We start from the raw sequence: 17808 nt of genomic DNA on the forward strand, positions 1-17808 counted from the left end.
GAGCGCGGAAACCGCGGATGACCAGGGGATTCGCTCGCGCCCTCGACGGGCCGCAGGGCAGGTCGCCGCGGTGTCATCGGGCCGGATGAGGTGATCAGCGGGCGGGCCAGCGCCTCTCGGGCCCGCGTGGCAGGAGAATCCACTCCACTTCACTCCACCTCTCTGACCAGCGCTTTCGAGATCACATCGGCTGAATCGTGGGGCAGGGGTAGCCAGTGGTGGAGGGTGGTGGGGTAAAGTGGAGCGCACGGGGGAGGAATGGGCCTCCGTTCTCGATGAGAGGGGGGTCGGATGTTCCTCGGAACCTTCACGCCCCGTCTCGACGAGAAGGGGCGCCTGATCTTCCCCGCGAAGTTCCGGGACCAGCTGGCCTCGGGTCTGGTGATGACCCGCGGCCAGGAGCACTGCATCTCGGTGTACCCGCTCCGCGCCTTCGAGGAGCTGCACCAGAAGCTGCGCACGGCCCCGGCGACCGACAAGCGCACGCGCGACTACCTGCGCGTGCTCCTGTCCGGCGCCGAGGACGTGGTCCCCGACAAGCAGGGCCGCATCACGGTCCCGAGCCATCTGCGCACCTACGCGAACCTGGATCGGGACTGCACCGTGATCGGCGCCGGGGACTGGCTCGAGATCTGGTCCACCCCGGCCTGGGAGACCTACCTGGCGCAGAACGAGGAGGGCTTCGCGGCGACCGCCGAGGAAGTGGTCCCCGGGATGCTCTGACACGGCCGTATCGCGAGATTTCTCGTCGCTTCCGCCCCGACGCAACTTCCCCGGTGGCGGGTCGGGAGCGACGGGGAATCCCGCGAGACGGACAGGACGGCCGCGGACCTCCGCGGCCGTCCTCGCACGTCGCACGCCCTGCGGGGCACGGCGACGGCGGCAGGACCCGTCCGCCCGGCGGACGACGAGCACGACGCACGAGAGCCGATGGATGCACGACGACCGATGACCAGCACGGCGCAGGAACGGGGAGGTGGCATGGACAGCGCGCAGCAGCGGACGCCCGAGCAGCGGGCGACCGAGGACCGGCACATCCCCGTGCTCTTGGACACCTGCGTCGACCTCCTCGCCCCCGCCCTGACCCGTCCCGGCGCCGTCTACGTCGACGGCACCCTCGGGATGGCGGGCCACGCGAGCGCGGTCCTCGACGCCGCCCCGACGGCGCGGCTCGTCGGCATCGACCGCGACGCCCAGGCGCTCGAGCTCGCCCGTGAGCGCCTCGAGCGCGCCGGCCACGGAGACCGCATCGACCTGATCCACGCGACCTACGACGAGATCCCCGAGGCCCTCGCCTCCCTGGGCCTGCCCTCCGCCGACGCGGTGATGCTCGACCTCGGGCTCTCGAGCTTCCAGATCGACACGGCCGAGCGCGGCTTCTCCTACAGCGAGGACGCCCCGCTCGACATGCGGATGGACACCGACGAGGGCCCGACCGCCGCGGACATCCTCGCCGCGGCCGATGAGGCGGAGATCGCGCGGATCCTGCACGAGTACGGCGACGAGCGCTTCTCGCGCCGCATCGCCCGCCGCATCGTCGAGACCCGCGCGGATGCTCCCATCGAGCGCAGCGGCCAGCTGGTCGCGCTGCTGGACCGGGCCATCCCCGCCGCCTCGAAGGCGAGCGGCGGCCACCCCGCCAAGCGGACCTTCCAGGCCCTGCGCATCGCGGTGAACCGCGAGCTCGAGATCCTCTCCCGCGCCCTCGAGGGGGCCCTGGACGCGGTCGCGGTCGGCGGTCGCATCGTCGTCGAGTCCTACCACTCGGGGGAGGACCGCCTGGTCAAGACGGCCTTCGCCCGCCGCACCCGCTCGAGCGCCCCCGCCGGGCTGCCCGTCGAGCTCGAGGAGCACCGCCCCACCTTCGCCCCGCTGGTGCGCGGGGCCGTGCGCGCCGACGAGCGCGAGCAGTCCGTGAACACCCGATCCGCCTCGGTGCGCCTGCGGGCGCTCGAGCGCGTGCGCCCCGGATCCTGAGGAGGAAGCCCGCCATGGCCCGCACCGCCCTCGCCCACCGCGCCACCGCTCCCGCGGCCCCCCGTCGCTCGACGGAGGGCCGTTCCTCGGGGTCCGCGACCGCCCCGCGCCCCCGCCTGACCGTCGTGACCCGACCGAACCCGTCGTCGAGCTCGGTCCCCTTCACGCTGCTGTGCACGGCGATCATCGCGGTCACCCTGTTCGCCGTGCTCATGCTCAACATCTCCATGTCGGACACGAGCTTCCGCCTCGCAGAGCTCCAGAAGGAGTCCCACCGCCTGACGGTGCAGGAGCAGACCCTCGCGGAGGAGAGCGAGCGGCTGTCCACGCCGCAGGAGCTGCAGAAGCGCGCGACCGAGCTCGGCATGGTCCCGGCCGGCACGCCGGCCTACATCGACCTGGGCCAGGGCACGATCATTGGCGAGCCCCTCCCGGCCGGCGGCCAGGCCGCGCCCGCCGAGCTGGCGCCGGTCCCGGCCGCGCAGATCTACGACGACGACACCTACTGGGGCATGGGCAACGAGGGACGCTGACCGCGATGATGATGCCGACGCTCCCGCCCCCGCGCCTCGGACGCCCCACCAGCCGCCACCGGCTGCTGGTCGCGGCGATCATGATCGCGATCCTCCTGCTCGCAGGCCGCCTCATCTGGGTCCAGGGCCTGAACGCCGAGGGCCTGGCCGCCCAGGCGCAGAAGGAGCGCACCACCACGCGCACGATCCCGGCGCTGCGCGGCGATGTGCTCGACCGCGACGGCACCGTGCTCGCGACCTCGGTCGAGCGCTACGACGTGTTCGTCAACCAGCGCCAGGTGGCCGAGTACCTCGAGGGCGACTCCAGCGCGACGGAGAAGGGCGTGCCGGCGGCGGCGAAGCTGCTGGCCCCGATCCTGGGCTGGACCGTCGAGGACACCCAGGCCAAGCTCACGGGCGACCGGCAGTTCATGTTCCTGTCCAAGGGCGTGGACCCGACCGTGCGCGACGCGATCCTGGACCTGAGGATCCCGGGCATCGGGGCGGACCGCGTGGCCGATCGCATCTACCCGAGCGGCCAGGTCGCGGGCAACGTGATCGGCTTCGTCAACGGCGCGGGCGAGCCGCAGGCCGGCATCGAGCTGTCCGCCAACGAGGAGCTGCAGGGCCGCGACGGGAAGACCACTTACGAGCGCGGCGCCAACGGGCAGATCATCCCCACCGGCATCCAGGACACGACCGAGGCCGTCGACGGCCAGGACGTCGTGCTCACGCTCGACCGCGACCTGCAGTGGAAGGCGCAGGAGCAGATCGCCGCGACCGTGCAGCAGTACGGGGCCGACGGCGGCTCGATCGTCGCGCTGAACGCGAAGACGGGCGAGGTGCTCGCGCTGGCGGACTACCCGACCTTCGACCCCAACGACGTGGGTGCGACGGATGCGGAGCATCGCGGCAACCCGTCGATCCAGAGCATCTTCGACCCGGGCTCGACAGGCAAGCTGCTCACCGTCGCCTCGGCCATCGACCAGGGGACCGTGACCCCGGCCAGCCAGTACACGGCGCCGTACACGATGGACTTCCGCGGCCACCGGATCAAGGACTCGCATCCGCACGACACCAAGCAGCTGACCACCGCGGGCGTGCTGCACGACAGCTCGAACACGGGCACCGTGCAGATCGCCGAGACGCTCACGCCGCAGGTGCGCTACGACTACCTGCGCGCCTTCGGACTGGGGCAGAAGACGGGGATCGAGCTGCCGGCGGAGTCCGCGGGCATGCTGCCCAAGCCCGAGGACTGGAACGGACGCACCCGGTACACGACCGCCTTCGGGCAGGGCTACTCGGTGACGGCGCTGCAGGTGGTCTCGGCCATCTCGACCTTCGCCAACGACGGCGTGCGCGTCGAGCCGACGATCGTCCGCGGCGTGCGCCAGGACGACGGCTCGATCCGCCCGTCCAAGGCTTCGGAGCAGACCCGCGTGGTCTCCTCGCAGACGGCCGCGACGATGGTCCAGCTGATGGACAACGACGTGCCCGATGACGGGACGCAGAACGCGAACATCCCGCAGTACGCGGTCGCCGGCAAGACCGGCACCGCCCAGACCGCCGACGGCCAGTACACCTCGTCGTTCATCGGCTTCGCCCCCGCGGACGATCCCGAGATCGTGGTCGGCGTGTTCGTCTACGGCCTGGACACCTTCATCTCCGGCAACACGGCGGCCTCCCCGACCTGGGCGCGCTTCATGGAGTTCGCCCTGCAGAACCAGCGCATCGCCCCGACCGGGAAGCCGGGCGTCGAGCTCGAGAACGCGTGGTGACGGCCATGACCGGATCCGACGGCCAGCAGCAGGCGCCCGTCGTGCACGAGCCCCGCCCCGCGACCTCCCCGGCGCTCGCGTGCGCGGCGCTCGCGCGCGTGCTCGACGCCCGGCTCGACGGCGACGCCGACGCGCGCGTCACCGGGATCACGCTCGACTCGCGCGCGGTGCGCCCGGGCGACCTCTACTGCGCCCTGCAGGGGGCGCGCGCCCACGGCGCCGACTTCGCCGCCCAGGCCGCCGAGCGCGGCGCGGTCGCGGCCCTGACCGACGAGGCCGGTCGGGAGCGCTGCGCCGCCGCGGGACTGGCCGTGCTCGTCGTCGCCGACCCCCGTGCGGACACCGCCCGGGCCGCGGCCGCGATCCTCGGCACGGCCGCGGGCAGGCCCCGGACCGTCGGCGTCACCGGCACCAACGGCAAGACGTCCATCACGAGCATGGTCCACGGCACCCTCCTGGACCTCGGGCGTGCGAGCGGCGTGATCGGCACCTCCGGCACCTCCTACCGGGACGCGGCCGGACGCGATCACGCGATCGCGACGGTCCGCACCACACCGGAGGCCCCCGAGGTCCACGGGATCCTCGCGCGCATGCGCGAGGACGGCGTCGAGGTGTGCTCGATGGAGGTCTCCAGCCACGCGATGGTGCTCCACCGCGCCGACGAGATCGTCCACGAGGTCGTCTGCTTCACCAACCTCACGCAGGACCACCTCGATTTCCACGGCGATATGGAGTCCTACTTCCGGGCCAAGGCCTCGCTGTTCGCCCCCGAGCACGCGCGGCGCGCCGTGATCTGCGTCGACGACCAGTGGGGACGCCGCCTCGCCGAGACCACCGAGCTCGAGCACGTCACCTACGCGACGCTCGCGGGCGTCGACGCCGACATCCGCGCCGAGGACGTGCGCAGCGGCACCGAGGCCGCCGCCGGGATCGGCTCCGTCTTCACGATGGCCCGCCGCGACGGCACGCGCCACGAGATCACCAGCCCGCTCCCGGGCCGCCACTACATCGCCAACACGATGGCAGTGGCCCTGATCCTCGAGGCCCTCGGGCTCCCGGTGGAGCAGACCGCCGAGGCGATCGCCCGCGCCGCCGTCGTCCCCGGACGCATGGAGCAGGTCGCCGCGAGCCCCGTCCGCGGCATCGTCGACTACTCCCACACCGAGGACTCCCTGCACCAGGCGCTGACCACGCTGCGCGCCGTGCCCGGCACCGCGCGCCTGATCGTCGTGATGGGCGCCGGAGGGGACCGCGACCGCGCCAAGCGCCCCCGCATGGGCGCCGTGGCCGCCGCCGAGGCCGACGTCGTGATCGTGACCGATGACAACCCCCGCTCCGAGGAGCCCGCGAGCATCCGCGCCGCCGTCCTGGCCGGGATCGCGGCGGACGCCCCCGCCGAGGTCCACGAGGTCGACGGCCGCGGCGCGGCCATCGCCCTGGCCGCCCGGATCGCCCGCCCCGGCGACACCGTGCTCGTGGCCGGCAAGGGCGCGGAGACGGGACAGGACATCGGAGGGGTCGTGCACCCCTTCGACGACCGTGACCAGCTGCGCGAGGCCCTCGCCCGCGCGGCCCAGGAAGGATCCGCATGCTGACCACCACCGCGACCGAGATCGCCGAGATCACCGGGGGACGCCTCGTCGGCGGCGCCACGGGCGACGAGCGCGTCACCGGAAGCGCCCGCATCGACTCGCGCGCCGTCGAGCCCGGCGACCTCTTCGCCGCCTTCGTCGGCGAGCGGGCCGACGGGCACGACTACCTCGCGACCGCCGCGACGGCGGGCGCCGCGCTGAGCCTCGTCTCCCGCGAGGTCGATCACCCGGCGGTGCTCGTCGAGGACGTCGAGGCGGCCCTGTCGGCCCTCGCGCACGCGCAGCTCGAGCGGGCCCGCTCGGAGCGCGACGACCTCGTGGTCCTCGCGGTCACGGGATCGGCCGGCAAGACCGGCACCAAGGATCTGCTGGGCGCCCTGCTCGCGACGGCGGGCCCGACGGTCGCCCCGGCCGGCAGCCACAACAACGAGCTGGGCCTGCCGCTCACCGTGCTCGGCATCGACGACTCCACCCGCTTCCTGGTGCTCGAGATGGGCGCGCGCGGCATCGGCCACATCGCCCACCTCACCGCCATCGCCCGGCCCGACATCTCCCTCGTGCTGAACGTGGGCTCGGCCCACCTGGGCGAGTTCGGCTCCGTCGAGGCCATCGCGCAGGCCAAGGGCGAGATCGTCGAGGCCCTCGCGCCCGCGGGCCGCGCCGTCCTGAACGCCGAGGACCCGCGCGTGGCCGCCATGGCCTCCCGCAGCCAGGCCCCCGTCGTGACCTGGGGCCTCGCCGGCGGCGACGTCCAGGGCCGGGACCTGCGCCTGGACGAGGGCGCGCACGCGGCCTTCGAGCTCGTCGTCCCCGCGGGGCTGACTACGGTGACGGGCGACCCCGTCGAGGCGGGGACGCGCGATGCGGTCCTCGGGCTCGTCGGCGAGCACCAGGCGATGAACGCCCTGGCCGCGACCACCGCCGCGCTGCTCGCGGGCGCCCGGCTCGATGACGTCGTGGCCGCCCTCGCGACCGCGCGCGCCGTCTCGGGCCAGCGCATGGAGACGATCGAGCTGCCAGACGGCATCACGCTCGTCAACGACGCCTACAACGCCAACCCGGACTCGATGCGCCTGGCGCTGCGCACCCTCGCCCACCTGGGACGGGGACGCCGCACGATCGCCGTCCTCGGCGAGATGCTCGAGCTGGGCGAGGACACCATCCGCCTCCACGACGAGGTCGGGCGGCTCGCCGTGCGGCTGAACGTGGGCAAGCTCATCGTCGTCGGCGAGGGCGCACGTGCGATCCACAACGGCGCCTGCCTGGAGGGCAGCTTCGACGGGGAGTCCGAGCACGTCGGCACGATCGACGAGGCGCTCGCTGTGCTAGAAACGACGATGCGCCCCGGGGACGTGATCCTGCTGAAGTCGTCCCGGGACGCCGGCGTCCGCGACCTCGGGCCCCGACTCGTCGAGCTGAGCCACGGGAAGGCCCACGGATGAAGGCGCTCATCATCGCCGGCGCGATCGCGCTCGTGCTGTCCATCCTCGGCACGCCGCTGTACATCCGGCTCCTCGTGCGCAAGAGCTACGGCCAGTTCGTCCGCGACGACGGCCCCACCTCGCATGCGACCAAGCGCGGCACCCCCACCATGGGCGGCGTCGCGATCATCCTCGCGACCCTGATCGCCTACGGCCTGACGCACCTGCTGCTGGGCCAGGTCCCCTCGACCTCGGCGTTGCTGGTCCTGTTCCTCATGACGGGACTGGGCGTCGTCGGCTTCCTCGACGACTTCCTGAAGATCTCCCGCCAGCGGAGCCTGGGCCTGCGGGCGCGCGACAAGCTCATCGGCCAGGTGCTCGTCGCGACGCTCTTCGCGATCGGCGCGATCCTGCTGCCCGGCCCCGACGGCCGCCCCATCACCACCGGCCACATCTCGTTCCTGCGGGACATCCCGTGGCTGGACCTCGCCTTCGCGGGGACCGCCGTGGGCCTCGTGCTGTTCGCCCTGTGGGCCAACTTCCTCGTCGCCGCCTGGTCCAACGGCGTGAACCTCACCGACGGGCTCGACGGGCTCGCCACCGGCGCCACGATCATCTTCGCGGGCGTCTACGTGCTGATCTCCTTCTGGCAGTGGCGCCAGTCCTGCCCGGAGGACCTCGTCTACCCCAACTGCTACACGGCGGCCGCGCCGCTGGACACCGCCGTGGTCTGCTCGGCGATCGTCGGCGCCTGCGTGGGCTTCCTGTGGTGGAACACCTCGCCGGCCAAGATCTTCATGGGCGACACGGGCTCGCTGGCCCTCGGCGGAGCGCTCGCGGGCATCACCATCGTCTCGCGCACCGAGCTGCTGGGCGCGATCATCGGCGGCCTCTTCGTCATCATCTCGCTGTCGGTCATCATCCAGGTGACGAGCTACAAGCTCACCCGCAAGCGCGTGTTCCGCATGGCCCCGCTGCAGCACCACTTCGAGCTCAAGGGCTGGAACGAGGTGACCATCGTCGTCCGCTTCTGGATCGTCGCCGGCATCCTCGGCGTGAGCGGACTGGGCCTGTTCTACATCGACGCGATCCCGCGGGTGGTGTCGTGACCGCCGCGCCCGCGGTGCGCGTCGACGAGCTGCCCTGGCCCGGGCTCGACGTCTCGGGCCTGCGCATCCTCGTGACGGGCTTCGGCGTCTCCGGCTACGCGGTGGCCGACCAGACCATGCAGCGCGGCGCCCGCGTGACCGTCGTCGACGGCGCCCGCAGCGAGAGGAACCTCGAGCGGGCCCGGATCCTCGAGGTCCTCGGGGTCGACGTGCGCCTCGGTCCCGAGCACACGAGCGCCCTGCCCGAGACCGCCGACGGCGCGCCCTTCGACCTCGTCGTCACCTCCCCGGGCTGGCGCCTCGACCAGCCCCTGCTCCTCGCCGCCGCCGACGCCGGGATCCCCGTGTGGAGCGAGGTCGAGCTGGCGCGCCGCATGCAGGCGCCCGACGGCCCCGCCTGGCTCGGCGTCACCGGCACCAACGGCAAGACCACCGTGGTCACGATGCTCGAGACGATCCTGCGTACGGCGGGGCTGCGCGCCGTCGCCTGCGGCAACGTCGGGCTGCCCGTCATCGAGGCGGCGCTGGACCCGGAGGGCTTCGACGTCCTCGCCGTCGAGCTCTCCTCCTTCCAGCTGCACCGCACCGAGCACGTGGCCTGCGAGGCCGCCGTGATCCTGGGCATCACCGAGGACCACCTCGACTGGCACGGCGGCATCGACGCCTATGCCGCCGACAAGGGCCGCATCTACGCCGACTGCGAGATCGCCTGCGTGTACTCCGTCGCCGACGAGCGCACGCGGCGCCTCGTCGAGGACGCGGACGTGCTCGAGGGCTGCCGCGCCATCGGCGTGACCCTCGGCGCCCCCGGCCTCTCCGAGCTCGGCGTCGTCGACGGCATCCTCGTCGACCGCGCGTTCCTCGACGACCGCGCGCACCGCGCCCTCGAGCTCGCGCACCTCGAGGACCTCGCCCACCTGGGGCCGCACGGCGCGCCGCCGCACGTCGTCTTCGACGCCCTCGCCGCCGCCGCCCTCGCCCGCGCCCACGGCGTCGACCCGCTGCACGTGCGCGAGGGCCTGCGCGCCTTCCGCGCCGGCGCCCACCGCGCCGAGGTCGTCGCCCGTGCCGGCGGCGTCGCCTGGGTGGACGACTCCAAGGCCACGAACCCGGACGCGGCCGCCGCCTCCCTCGCCTCCACCGACTCCGTCGTCTGGATCGTCGGCGGGCTGACCAAGGGCGCCGACGTCGACGGCCTCGTCGCGAGCGCGGCCGCGCGCCTGCGCGGCGCCGTCGTGATCGGCGCGGACGGCACGCCCTTCCTCGAGGCGCTCGCCCGACACGCCGCCGACGTCCCCGTCCGTCGGATCGAGCCGGGCCACACTGATGGCTCGACGCTCAGCGCGCGCGAGGTCATGGAGCAGGCGGTCGCAGCGGCCGCGGCGCTCGCCGAGGACGGCGACGCGGTGCTGATGGCCCCGGCGGCCGCGTCGATGGACCAGTTCGAGGACTACGCGGAGCGCGGCGACCTGTTCGCCGCGGCCGCCCGGGCGATCGCGGGGGAGGGCGCGGCATGACGGCGGAGCAGACGCGGCGGCGCCCCCAGCGCTACCGACCCGAGCGCAGCACCACGGTCCTGCGCACGAGCGACGAGAACCCCCTGGGCGACGTCGGCGGGAGGGTCCGCGAGGGCATCGCCACCTGGCTGCGCTCGCCGGCCCTCGATTTCTATGCGCTCCTCGTCATCGGCGGGCTGCTGCTGGGCATCGGGCTGGTGATGGTGCTCTCGAGCTCCATGATCATCTCGCTGGGCCGCGGGGAGTCCCCGTACGCGGGCCTCATCAGCCAGGGCCGCTTCGCGCTCATCGGGCTGCCGCTCCTGGTGCTCGCGGCCCTCCTGCGTCCCGGGTTCTACCGGCGGATGGCCTGGCCGCTGCTGCTGGTGGGATTCGCGCTGCAGATGCTCGTGTTCACCCCCCTGGGCTTCGGCGCGGGCGGCAACCGCAACTGGATCCGCATCGGCTCGATGACGCTGCAGCCCTCGGAGCTGCTCAAGCTCGCCCTCGCGGTGTGGATCGCGTCGATCGTCGCGATGAAGCGCCCGCTGATGAACCAGCCCAAGCACCTGCTGTTCCCGATCGCGCCCGTGATCGTGATCGCGCTCGGCCTCGTGCTGTACGGGCACGACCTGGGCACCGCGATGGTCATGTGCATGCTCATCGCCGGCAGCCTGTGGGTGGCGGGCGTCCCGCGCCGCTGGTTCGCGCTCGCCGCGGCCGTCGGCGTCGTCAGCGTGACCGGCATGGTCCTCACGAGCGCCAACCGCATGGCCCGCATCACCACCTGGCTGCACGGCGAATGCGTCGGCTCCTCCTGCTACCAGGCCGATCACGGCCTCATGGCGCTCGCGGAGGGCGGCTGGTGGGGCGTGGGGCTCGGCGAGTCCCGCCAGAAGTGGGGCCTGCTGCCCGCGGCGGACAACGACTACATCTTCGCCGTCCTGGGGGAGGAGATGGGCCTGTTCGGGACGCTGGGCGTGCTCGCGCTGTTCGCGGCCCTCGCCCTCGTCCTCCTGCGCATGATCACCCGGATCGACGACCTGTTCGTCCAGGTCGCGGTCGCGGGCATCAGCGCCTGGCTGCTGGGCCAGGCCTTCACGAACATGATGGTCGTGACCGGGCTGCTGCCCGTCCTCGGCGTCCCGCTGCCGTTCATCTCGGCCGGCGGCTCGGCGCTCGTCACCTCGATGACCGCTCTCGGGGTGCTGCTGTCCTTCGCCCGGCACGAGCCGGGCGCCGCCGATGCGATCCGGGCGCGCGTGGGGCGCGTCCGCCGCGGCGCCACCGTCGTGCCCGCCCCGGCCGGGGCGCAGGCCGCGCCGCGCAGCGCCCGCGCCCGCCGCCGCTCGGCCGCCAAGGCCGCGCGCGCCGCGAGCCGGAGCTCCGCGTCCGGCGCCTCCTCCCGCGGCCGCACCACCACCGCCGGCACCCGGGGCTCCTCGCCGCGACGGGGCGCCGGCACGCGCGGCGGCACCGGTGCGCGCGGCGGCACCTCCTCCCGGAGCGGCAGCACCGCGTCTCGGGCGGGCGGCGGCTCCCGGGCCCGGGCCGGGGGCGGCTCACGGACCGGAGCGGCGCAGCCCGCATCCCCTGCACCCTCCCGCACCCGACGCACGCGAGGCACCCGATGACCACCGCACCGCGCATCCTCCTGGCCGGCGGCGGCACCGCCGGGCATGTCTCCCCGCTGCTGGCGACCGCCGCGGCGCTGCGCGAGCTCGAGCCCGAGGCCGAGCTCGTCGTCCTCGGGACGAAGGACGGTCTGGAGGCCGACCTCGTCCCCGCCGCGGGCCTCGAGCTCGTGACGATCGACAAGGTCCCCTTCCCGCGCCGCCCCGACGGCGCGGCCCTGCGCTTCCCCGCGCGCTTCGCCGGCACCCTGCGCCGCGTCCGCGCCCTGCTGCGCGAGCGCCGCATCGACGCCGTCGTGGGCTTCGGCGGCTACGTCTGCCCGCCGGCGTACCTCGCGGCCGCCGCTGCGCGCGTCCCGCTCGTCGTCCACGAGGCCAACCGGCGCCCCGGGCTGGCCAACCGCCTGGGCGCCCGCCGCGCCGCCGTCGTCGCGACGGCCTTCTCCGACACCCCGCTGCCGCGCGCCGAGCGCGTGGGCATGCCGATGCGCCGCGGGATCGCGCACCTGGACCGCGCCGCCCGGCGCGACGAGGCGGTGCGGGGCCTCGGCCTGGACCCGGCGCGCCCCGTGCTGCTCGTGACGGGCGGATCGCTCGGCGCCCAGCGCCTGAACGAGGCGGTCGCGGGCGCGGCCGACGAGATGCTCGCCGCGGGGGCGCAGATCCTCCACGTGACGGGCAAGGGCAAGGGGGCGCCCGCGAGCGCCGAGCGCGAGGGATACCGGGTGCTCGAGTACGTGAGCGCGATGGAGGAGGCGTACGCCGCCGCCGACCTCGCCGTGACGCGCTCGGGCTCGGGCACGGTCAGCGAGGTCACGGCCGTCGGCCTGCCCGCCGTCTTCGTGCCGCTGCCCATCGGCAACGGGGAGCAGGCCCTCAACGGCCAGGAGGTCGTCGCCGCGGGCGGCGCCCTCATGATCGACGACGCCGACTTCACGGCGCAGACCCTCACGCGGACCGCGCTGCCGCTGCTGCTGGATCCCGAGCGCCTCGCGGCCATGTCGCAGGCCGCCCGCGCCTTCGGGATCCCGGACGCGGCCGAGCAGCTCGCGCAGCGGGTGATCAGCGCCGCACGCCGCGCCTGAGCGCGGCCCCGCACCCCTGGCGCTAGCGTGGCTCCATGACCCGCGACGCTTCCCCCGTGACCCCCGACGCCTCCCGCCCCGACCCGGGGGCGCCGGCGCCCGAGGTCCGCACGATGCTCCGCCCCGGCCCCGTGGTCACGCGCGCCGACTGGCCCGAGACCCCGGTGCGCTCGCTGCACGTGATCCGCATCGGCGGCGCGGGCATGTCGGCCGTCGCCCGCCTCGCGCTCGAGGCGGGGCTCGCGGTCAGCGGCTCGGACTCCCAGGACGGCCAGTTCATCGCGCCGCTGCGCGAGGCCGGCGCCCGCATCGGCATCGGATTCGACGCGGAGCTCCTGGCCGAGGACTGCGACCTGGTGGCGGTCTCGACCGCCGTCCGGCCCGACAACCCCGAGGTGATCGCGGCGCATGAGCGCGGCATCGCGGTGATCCACCGGGCGGCGGCGCTCGCCGGGCTGCTGGGGGAGCGCCGCACGATCGCGGTGGCCGGCACCCACGGCAAGACGTCCACGACCGCCATGGCGACCGTCGCGCTGCGCGGCGGCGGGGACGATCCCGCGTGGGCGCTGGGCGCCGCGGTCCCGGACCTGGGCCGCAACGCCGGGTTCGGCACGGGGACCAGCGCCGTGGTCGAGGCCGACGAGTCCGACGGCTCCTTCCTGGCCTTCGCGCCGCGCGCCGTGGTGGTCACGAACCTCGAGCCCGATCACCTGGACTTCCACGGCACGCTCGAGAACCTGACGGCGGCCTTCGACGCGCTCACGGAGCGGATCGTCGACGGCGGGGCGCTGATCGTGTGCGCCGACGATCCGGGCGCCGCGGCGCTCGGGGAGCGGGCCGCGGTGCGCGGCGTGCGCGTCGAGCGCTACGGCACGGGCGACGACGTCGATTGGCGGGTGGTCTCGGAGGAGGCGCGTGCGGACGGCACCGCGGTCGCGTACGCGACGCCCGCCGGGGAGGCGAGCGCGACGCTGGCCGTCCACGGCCACCACAACGTCCTCAACGCCCTCGGCGCCCTCGCCGCCGCCCACGCCGCGCTGCCCGAGGCCGCCGTGCAGGACCTGCTCGGCGGCATCGCCCCGTTCACGGGGGCGTCGCGGCGCTTCGAGAAGAAGGGCACGCGTGCGGGCGTCACCGTCTACGACGACTACGCGCACCATCCGCGCGAGGTGGCCGCGACGATCGCCGCGGCCCGCGGGATCGTCGGCGAGGGCCGCGTGATCGCGGTGTTCCAGCCGCATCTGTTCTCCCGCACGCGCGATTTCGCGAGCGACTTCGCCGCGGCGCTGGCCGGGGCCGACGAGGCGCTCGTGATGCCCGTCTACGCCGCCCGCGAGGATCCGGACCCCGCCACCACGGCCCGCACGATCACCGACCTGGCGCCCGCCGGGGCCTCGGTGCGCCCCCTCGACGACCGCGCGGAGGTCGCCGGACTCGTGGCCGGTGCGGCGCGTCCCGGGGACGTCGTGCTCATGCTCGGTGCGGGCGATGTGGTCGAGGAGACGCCCGTCGTCCTGGCCGCGCTCGCGGATGCGGAGGAGCGCGCCTGATGGCCCGCCGCCCCCCGGCGCCGCGGCGCCCCGGGCCCGGAGGCGCGCACCTGCGCCCCCCGGAGCAGAAGCGGACGGACGCCCCCGCGGCGCCCGAGGAGCGCACGGACGCGCCGTCCTCCCGCGGCGGCGCGGAGTCCCGCCGTGAGGAGGCCGCGTCCCCGGGGCGCACCCGGGTCCACGGCGATGGCGGCGCCCGGCGCGGGCGCTCGCGGACCGGGCGCCGTTCGCCCGAGGCGACCGAGGCGCCTGAGCCGTCGGGGCGTCGAGGCGCCGAGGGGCGCACGGCGCCGGCCCCCGAGCGCAGGTCCGCGCCTGCCGCCTCGCGCAAGACCGTGTCTGCTCCCGAGCGCAAGACCGCGCCTGCGCCTGCTTCCGCACGTGATGCGTCGACGACCGATGGCGCGCGCGGCGGCGTCCTCGTCCCGGCCGCCGACCGGTTCCGCGACCTCGTCCGGCCGCGTCCGTGGCGGCGGCGTCGGAGCGCGATCATCGTCACCGCCGCGGTGCTGGTGCTCGCGCTCGTCGCGGCGATCCTCACGCTGCTGTACGCCCCGTACTTCAGGGTCCAGCAGGTGAGCGTGCGCGGCACGAGCTACGTCGATCCCGCGGCGGTCGAGGAGGCCGTCGCCTCCGGCAAGGGCACGAGCATCCTCACGCTCCCGACCGGGGATCTCGCCCGCTCGGCCGCCTCGGTCCCCGGGGTGCGCACGGCGGAGGTCAGCCGCTCCTGGCCCCACGGCGTGGCGGTGACGATCGTCGAGCGCGAGCCGCTGGCGACGGTGACGGAGGCGGGCGGCTCCACCGTGATCGTGGACGCCGAGGGCGTGCCGCTGCCCGATGCGGCCGCGCAGGACCGCCACCTGGTCCCGCTGCAGGTGGGGGAGGGATCCGTGGACGACGCCGGGGCCACGCACGCGATGCTCGACGTCCTCGCCGCTCTGCCCGACGACCTGCGCGGGAGGGTCACCGCGATCACGGCCACGACCCCCACGGACGTGACGCTGGCGGTGCGGACCGACTCCCACGGGGACAAGACGCTCGTGTGGGGCGACGCGAAGGACTCGAAGCTCAAGGGGCAGGTGACCGCGGCGCTCCTGGAGACGCCGGGCACCGTCATCGACGTGTCCTCCCCGGTGGCCCCCGTCACCCGCTGAGGCGCGGGCCCGGTGCCTCGGACGGCCGCCGCCGCGACAGGCCGAGGGCGACCGGCGGCGACGGCCCTCACGCCGCGCCCGACACGCCAGGCCCGGTCGTTGCGCCGGGGCGGGGCCGTCCCTAGCGTCGAGGTAGGCGATGACCGCCCCCGAGTCTGAACCTCAAGTCGAGGTCGAGGGTTCGAGGCGGGCGCGGAATCAGCCTCTGACCAGCAGCAGCGCACCCAAGAGCAAGGACGTACCCCCGTGGCCGGATCTCAGAACTACCTCGCAGTCATCAAGGTCGTCGGTGTCGGCGGCGGCGGCGTGAACGCCGTCAACCGCATGATCGAGTCGGGTCTCAAGGGCGTCGAGTTCATCGCGATCAACACCGACGCGCAGGCGCTCCTCATGTCCGATGCGGACGTCAAGCTCGATGTGGGCAAGGAGCTCACGCGCGGCCTCGGCGCCGGCGCGGACCCCGAGGTCGGCCGCAAGGCCGCCGAGGACCACGCCGAGGAGATCGAGGAGGTCCTGCGCGGGGCCGACATGGTCTTCGTCACCGCCGGCGAGGGCGGCGGCACCGGCACCGGCGGCGCGCCCGTCGTGGCCAAGATCGCCCGCAGCCTCGGCGCGCTGACCATCGGCGTGGTCACCCGCCCGTTCACCTTCGAGGGCCGCCGCCGCTCGACCCAGGCGGAGTCCGGCATCGCCGCGCTGCAGTCCGAGGTCGACACCCTCATCGTGATCCCCAACGATCGCCTCCTGTCGATCGCCGACAAGCAGGTGTCGATGCTGGACGCCTTCAAGTCGGCCGATCAGGTGCTGCTGTCGGGCGTCCAGGGCATCACCGACCTCATCACCACCCCGGGCCTCATCAACCTCGACTTCGCGGACGTCAAGTCCGTCATGCAGGGCGCGGGCTCGGCCCTCATGGGCATCGGCTCCTCCCGCGGCGACGACCGCGCGCTGCAGGCCGCGGAGCTCGCCGTGTCCAGCCCGCTGCTCGAGGCCTCCATCGACGGCGCCTACGGCGTCCTGCTGTCCATCCAGGGCGGCAGCGACCTCGGCCTCTACGAGGTCTCCGAGGCGGCCCGCCTGGTGCAGGAGGCCGCGCACCCGGACGCGAACCTCATTTTCGGCGCCATCATCGACGACGCCCTGGGCGACGAGGTCCGCGTGACCGTCATCGCCGCGGGCTTCGAGGCCGGCGGCCCGACCCCGCGCCACGACGCCCAGCAGGCCCGCCCGTCGGTCCAGCAGAGCCCCTCGCGGCCCGCCGCGGAGCCCCGCCCGGCCGCCGTGCAGCGTCCCGCCTCGCAGTCCTCCGCCCGCCCCGCGGGCGATCAGGGCCGCGGCGCCGGCGCGTTCTCGGGCGGCTGGGGCGCTCCCCAGCAGCAGTTCACGCCCTCGCGCCCCGTCGTCGAGGAGGACCGGCGCGAGGACCCCGCGGAGTCGGAGCAGCCCTCGTCCGCGCAGGGCCAGCCGTCCTTCGGCCAGCAGCAGGCGCCCCAGCAGGCCGCGGCCCCGCAGCAGGGCGGCCAGTACGGTCAGCAGGCCCCGCAGCAGGAGGACCCGCAGGAGACCCAGCGCATGGAGCCGGTGCGCCCGCCGCGCATCGAGGAGGGCCCGGCCGGCGACGACGACCTGGACCTCCCGTCGTTCCTGAAGTGAGCCGCTGACGGTGACCTCGTTTCTTCCCGGTGCACGGGCCTCGCGTCTTCGCGGGGCCCGTGCCCTGTTTACCGCCCGGTCCGGCGGCGTCTCCGAGGGCCATTGGTCCTCGCTGAACCTCGCGCGCCACGTGGGCGATGAGCCCGCCCGCGTCGAGGCCAACCGAGCACGCCTCGAGACGGCCCTGGCGCGCCGCGTCGTCTACGTCGAGCAGGTGCACTCGGCCGACGTCGTGACCGTGGACGCCGAGACGGGCGTCGACGACCTCGCCGCCCACCCGCGGCGCGCCGACGCCCTGGTCACGGCGCGGTCCGACGTGGCCCTCGCGATCATGGTGGCCGACTGCCTGCCCGTGCTCCTCGTGGATGCGGAGGCGGGCGTCGTCGGCGCCGCCCATGCGGGGCGCCGGGGCCTGCTCGACGGGATCCTCCCGGCGACGGTCGAGGCCATGGAGGGGCTCGGAGCGCGCGCGGAGGCGATCGCCGCGGAGATCGGGCCGAGCGTCTGCGGGCGCTGCTACGAGGTCCCCGCGGCGATGCGCGACGAGTCCGAGGCGCTGATCGGCGGCATCGGCGCCGAGACGTCGTGGGGCACCCCGTCGCTCGATCTGCGCGCTGGAGCCGTGTCCTCCCTCGTCTCAGCCGGGCTCGATGCCGCGAACGTGCTGGCCGATGCGCCGTGCACGGTCGAGGACGAGGCCTTCTTCTCCTACCGGCGCGCGGCGACGACGGGACGCTTCGCGGGCGCGGTCGCCCTGCCCTGACGCGCGGCATCGCGGTGCCCTGACTCGCAGTGCCGCGCTGCCCTGACACTCAGCGTCACCATCTCCCGACGCGCAGCGCCG

At 74.5% G+C, this 17808-nt stretch carries 14 protein-coding genes; all 14 read left to right on the top strand.

What is annotated here, in order from left to right; all coding sequences use genetic code 11:
• The first annotated feature begins 291 nt into the window (after positions 1–291).
• The 14 genes from mraZ (at position 292) to pgeF (ending at position 17727) form a co-directional block, all read left to right on the top strand.
• A complete protein-coding gene (gene mraZ, locus FM110_RS06860) occupies positions 292–723 on the top strand; it encodes a division/cell wall cluster transcriptional repressor MraZ (RefSeq protein WP_087103900.1) in 432 nt (143 codons plus the stop codon).
• 258 nt (positions 724–981) lie between these two features.
• The gene (gene rsmH / locus FM110_RS06865) at positions 982–1977 is read left to right on the top strand and encodes a 16S rRNA (cytosine(1402)-N(4))-methyltransferase RsmH (protein ID WP_087103902.1); all 996 of its coding nucleotides are present in this window, start codon (positions 982–984) and stop codon (positions 1975–1977) included.
• Between the two features lie 14 nt (positions 1978–1991).
• Entirely contained in the window at positions 1992–2510 is a 519-nt protein-coding gene (locus FM110_RS06870) for a hypothetical protein (RefSeq protein ID WP_087103904.1), read from the top strand.
• Between the two features lie 5 nt (positions 2511–2515).
• Entirely contained in the window at positions 2516–4267 is a 1752-nt protein-coding gene (locus FM110_RS06875; protein ID WP_234991998.1) for a peptidoglycan D,D-transpeptidase FtsI family protein, read from the top strand.
• A 5-nt stretch (positions 4268–4272) separates the two neighbouring features.
• Positions 4273–5862 (top strand): UDP-N-acetylmuramoyl-L-alanyl-D-glutamate--2,6-diaminopimelate ligase, encoded by a 1590-nt coding sequence (locus FM110_RS06880; protein ID WP_087103953.1) that lies wholly within the window; start codon positions 4273–4275, stop codon positions 5860–5862.
• A complete protein-coding gene (locus tag FM110_RS06885; RefSeq protein WP_087103906.1) occupies positions 5856–7301 on the top strand; it encodes a UDP-N-acetylmuramoyl-tripeptide--D-alanyl-D-alanine ligase in 1446 nt (481 codons plus the stop codon). Before FM110_RS06880 ends, FM110_RS06885 begins: the two co-directional genes overlap by 7 nt.
• Positions 7298–8389: a phospho-N-acetylmuramoyl-pentapeptide-transferase gene (mraY, locus tag FM110_RS06890; RefSeq protein ID WP_087103908.1), complete on the top strand. Its 1092-nt coding sequence runs from the start codon at positions 7298–7300 to the stop codon at positions 8387–8389. Before FM110_RS06885 ends, mraY begins: the two co-directional genes overlap by 4 nt.
• On the top strand, positions 8386–9906 hold the full coding sequence (murD, locus tag FM110_RS06895; protein WP_087103910.1) for a UDP-N-acetylmuramoyl-L-alanine--D-glutamate ligase: 1521 nt from the start codon (positions 8386–8388) through the stop codon (positions 9904–9906). The genes mraY and murD overlap by 4 nt, the downstream gene beginning before the upstream one ends.
• On the top strand, positions 9903–11519 hold the full coding sequence (ftsW, locus tag FM110_RS06900) for a putative lipid II flippase FtsW (RefSeq protein ID WP_087103912.1): 1617 nt from the start codon (positions 9903–9905) through the stop codon (positions 11517–11519). The genes murD and ftsW overlap by 4 nt, the downstream gene beginning before the upstream one ends.
• The gene (gene murG, locus FM110_RS06905; RefSeq protein ID WP_087103914.1) at positions 11516–12604 is read left to right on the top strand and encodes an undecaprenyldiphospho-muramoylpentapeptide beta-N-acetylglucosaminyltransferase; all 1089 of its coding nucleotides are present in this window, start codon (positions 11516–11518) and stop codon (positions 12602–12604) included. Before ftsW ends, murG begins: the two co-directional genes overlap by 4 nt.
• A gap of 35 nt (positions 12605–12639) precedes the next feature.
• Positions 12640–14154, top strand: a complete 1515-nt coding sequence (murC, locus tag FM110_RS06910) for a UDP-N-acetylmuramate--L-alanine ligase (RefSeq protein ID WP_087103916.1) — start codon at positions 12640–12642, stop codon at positions 14152–14154.
• Positions 14154–15311: a cell division protein FtsQ/DivIB gene (locus FM110_RS06915; RefSeq protein ID WP_087103917.1), complete on the top strand. Its 1158-nt coding sequence runs from the start codon at positions 14154–14156 to the stop codon at positions 15309–15311. The genes murC and FM110_RS06915 overlap by 1 nt, the downstream gene beginning before the upstream one ends.
• A 246-nt stretch (positions 15312–15557) precedes the next feature.
• Positions 15558–16964 (top strand): cell division protein FtsZ, encoded by a 1407-nt coding sequence (ftsZ, locus tag FM110_RS06920; protein ID WP_087103919.1) that lies wholly within the window; start codon positions 15558–15560, stop codon positions 16962–16964.
• A 10-nt stretch (positions 16965–16974) separates the two neighbouring features.
• A complete protein-coding gene (gene pgeF, locus FM110_RS06925; RefSeq protein WP_087103921.1) occupies positions 16975–17727 on the top strand; it encodes a peptidoglycan editing factor PgeF in 753 nt (250 codons plus the stop codon).
• Positions 17728–17808 lie beyond the last annotated feature (81 nt).

Source organism: Brachybacterium nesterenkovii (genome assembly GCF_900163655.1).
GTDB classification, from domain to species: Bacteria; Actinomycetota; Actinomycetes; order Actinomycetales; family Dermabacteraceae; genus Brachybacterium; species Brachybacterium nesterenkovii.

Bases quoted from the DNA above. Each gene is read 5' to 3' on its own strand.
- FM110_RS06870 (WP_087103904.1), top strand. From the start codon at position 1,992: ATGGCCCGCACCGCCCTCGCCCACCGCGCCACCGCTCCCGCGGCCCCC.
- ftsW (WP_087103912.1), top strand. From the start codon at position 9,903: ATGACGGCGGAGCAGACGCGGCGGCGCCCCCAGCGCTACCGACCCGAG.
- murG (WP_087103914.1), top strand. From the start codon at position 11,516: ATGACCACCGCACCGCGCATCCTCCTGGCCGGCGGCGGCACCGCCGGG.
- rsmH (WP_087103902.1), top strand. From the start codon at position 982: ATGGACAGCGCGCAGCAGCGGACGCCCGAGCAGCGGGCGACCGAGGAC.
- FM110_RS06880 (WP_087103953.1), top strand. From the start codon at position 4,273: ATGACCGGATCCGACGGCCAGCAGCAGGCGCCCGTCGTGCACGAGCCC.
- FM110_RS06915 (WP_087103917.1), top strand. From the start codon at position 14,154: ATGGCCCGCCGCCCCCCGGCGCCGCGGCGCCCCGGGCCCGGAGGCGCG.
- FM110_RS06885 (WP_087103906.1), top strand. From the start codon at position 5,856: ATGCTGACCACCACCGCGACCGAGATCGCCGAGATCACCGGGGGACGC.
- murC (WP_087103916.1), top strand. From the start codon at position 12,640: ATGACCCGCGACGCTTCCCCCGTGACCCCCGACGCCTCCCGCCCCGAC.
- mraZ (WP_087103900.1), top strand. From the start codon at position 292: ATGTTCCTCGGAACCTTCACGCCCCGTCTCGACGAGAAGGGGCGCCTG.
- mraY (WP_087103908.1), top strand. From the start codon at position 7,298: ATGAAGGCGCTCATCATCGCCGGCGCGATCGCGCTCGTGCTGTCCATC.
- FM110_RS06875 (WP_234991998.1), top strand. From the start codon at position 2,516: ATGATGATGCCGACGCTCCCGCCCCCGCGCCTCGGACGCCCCACCAGC.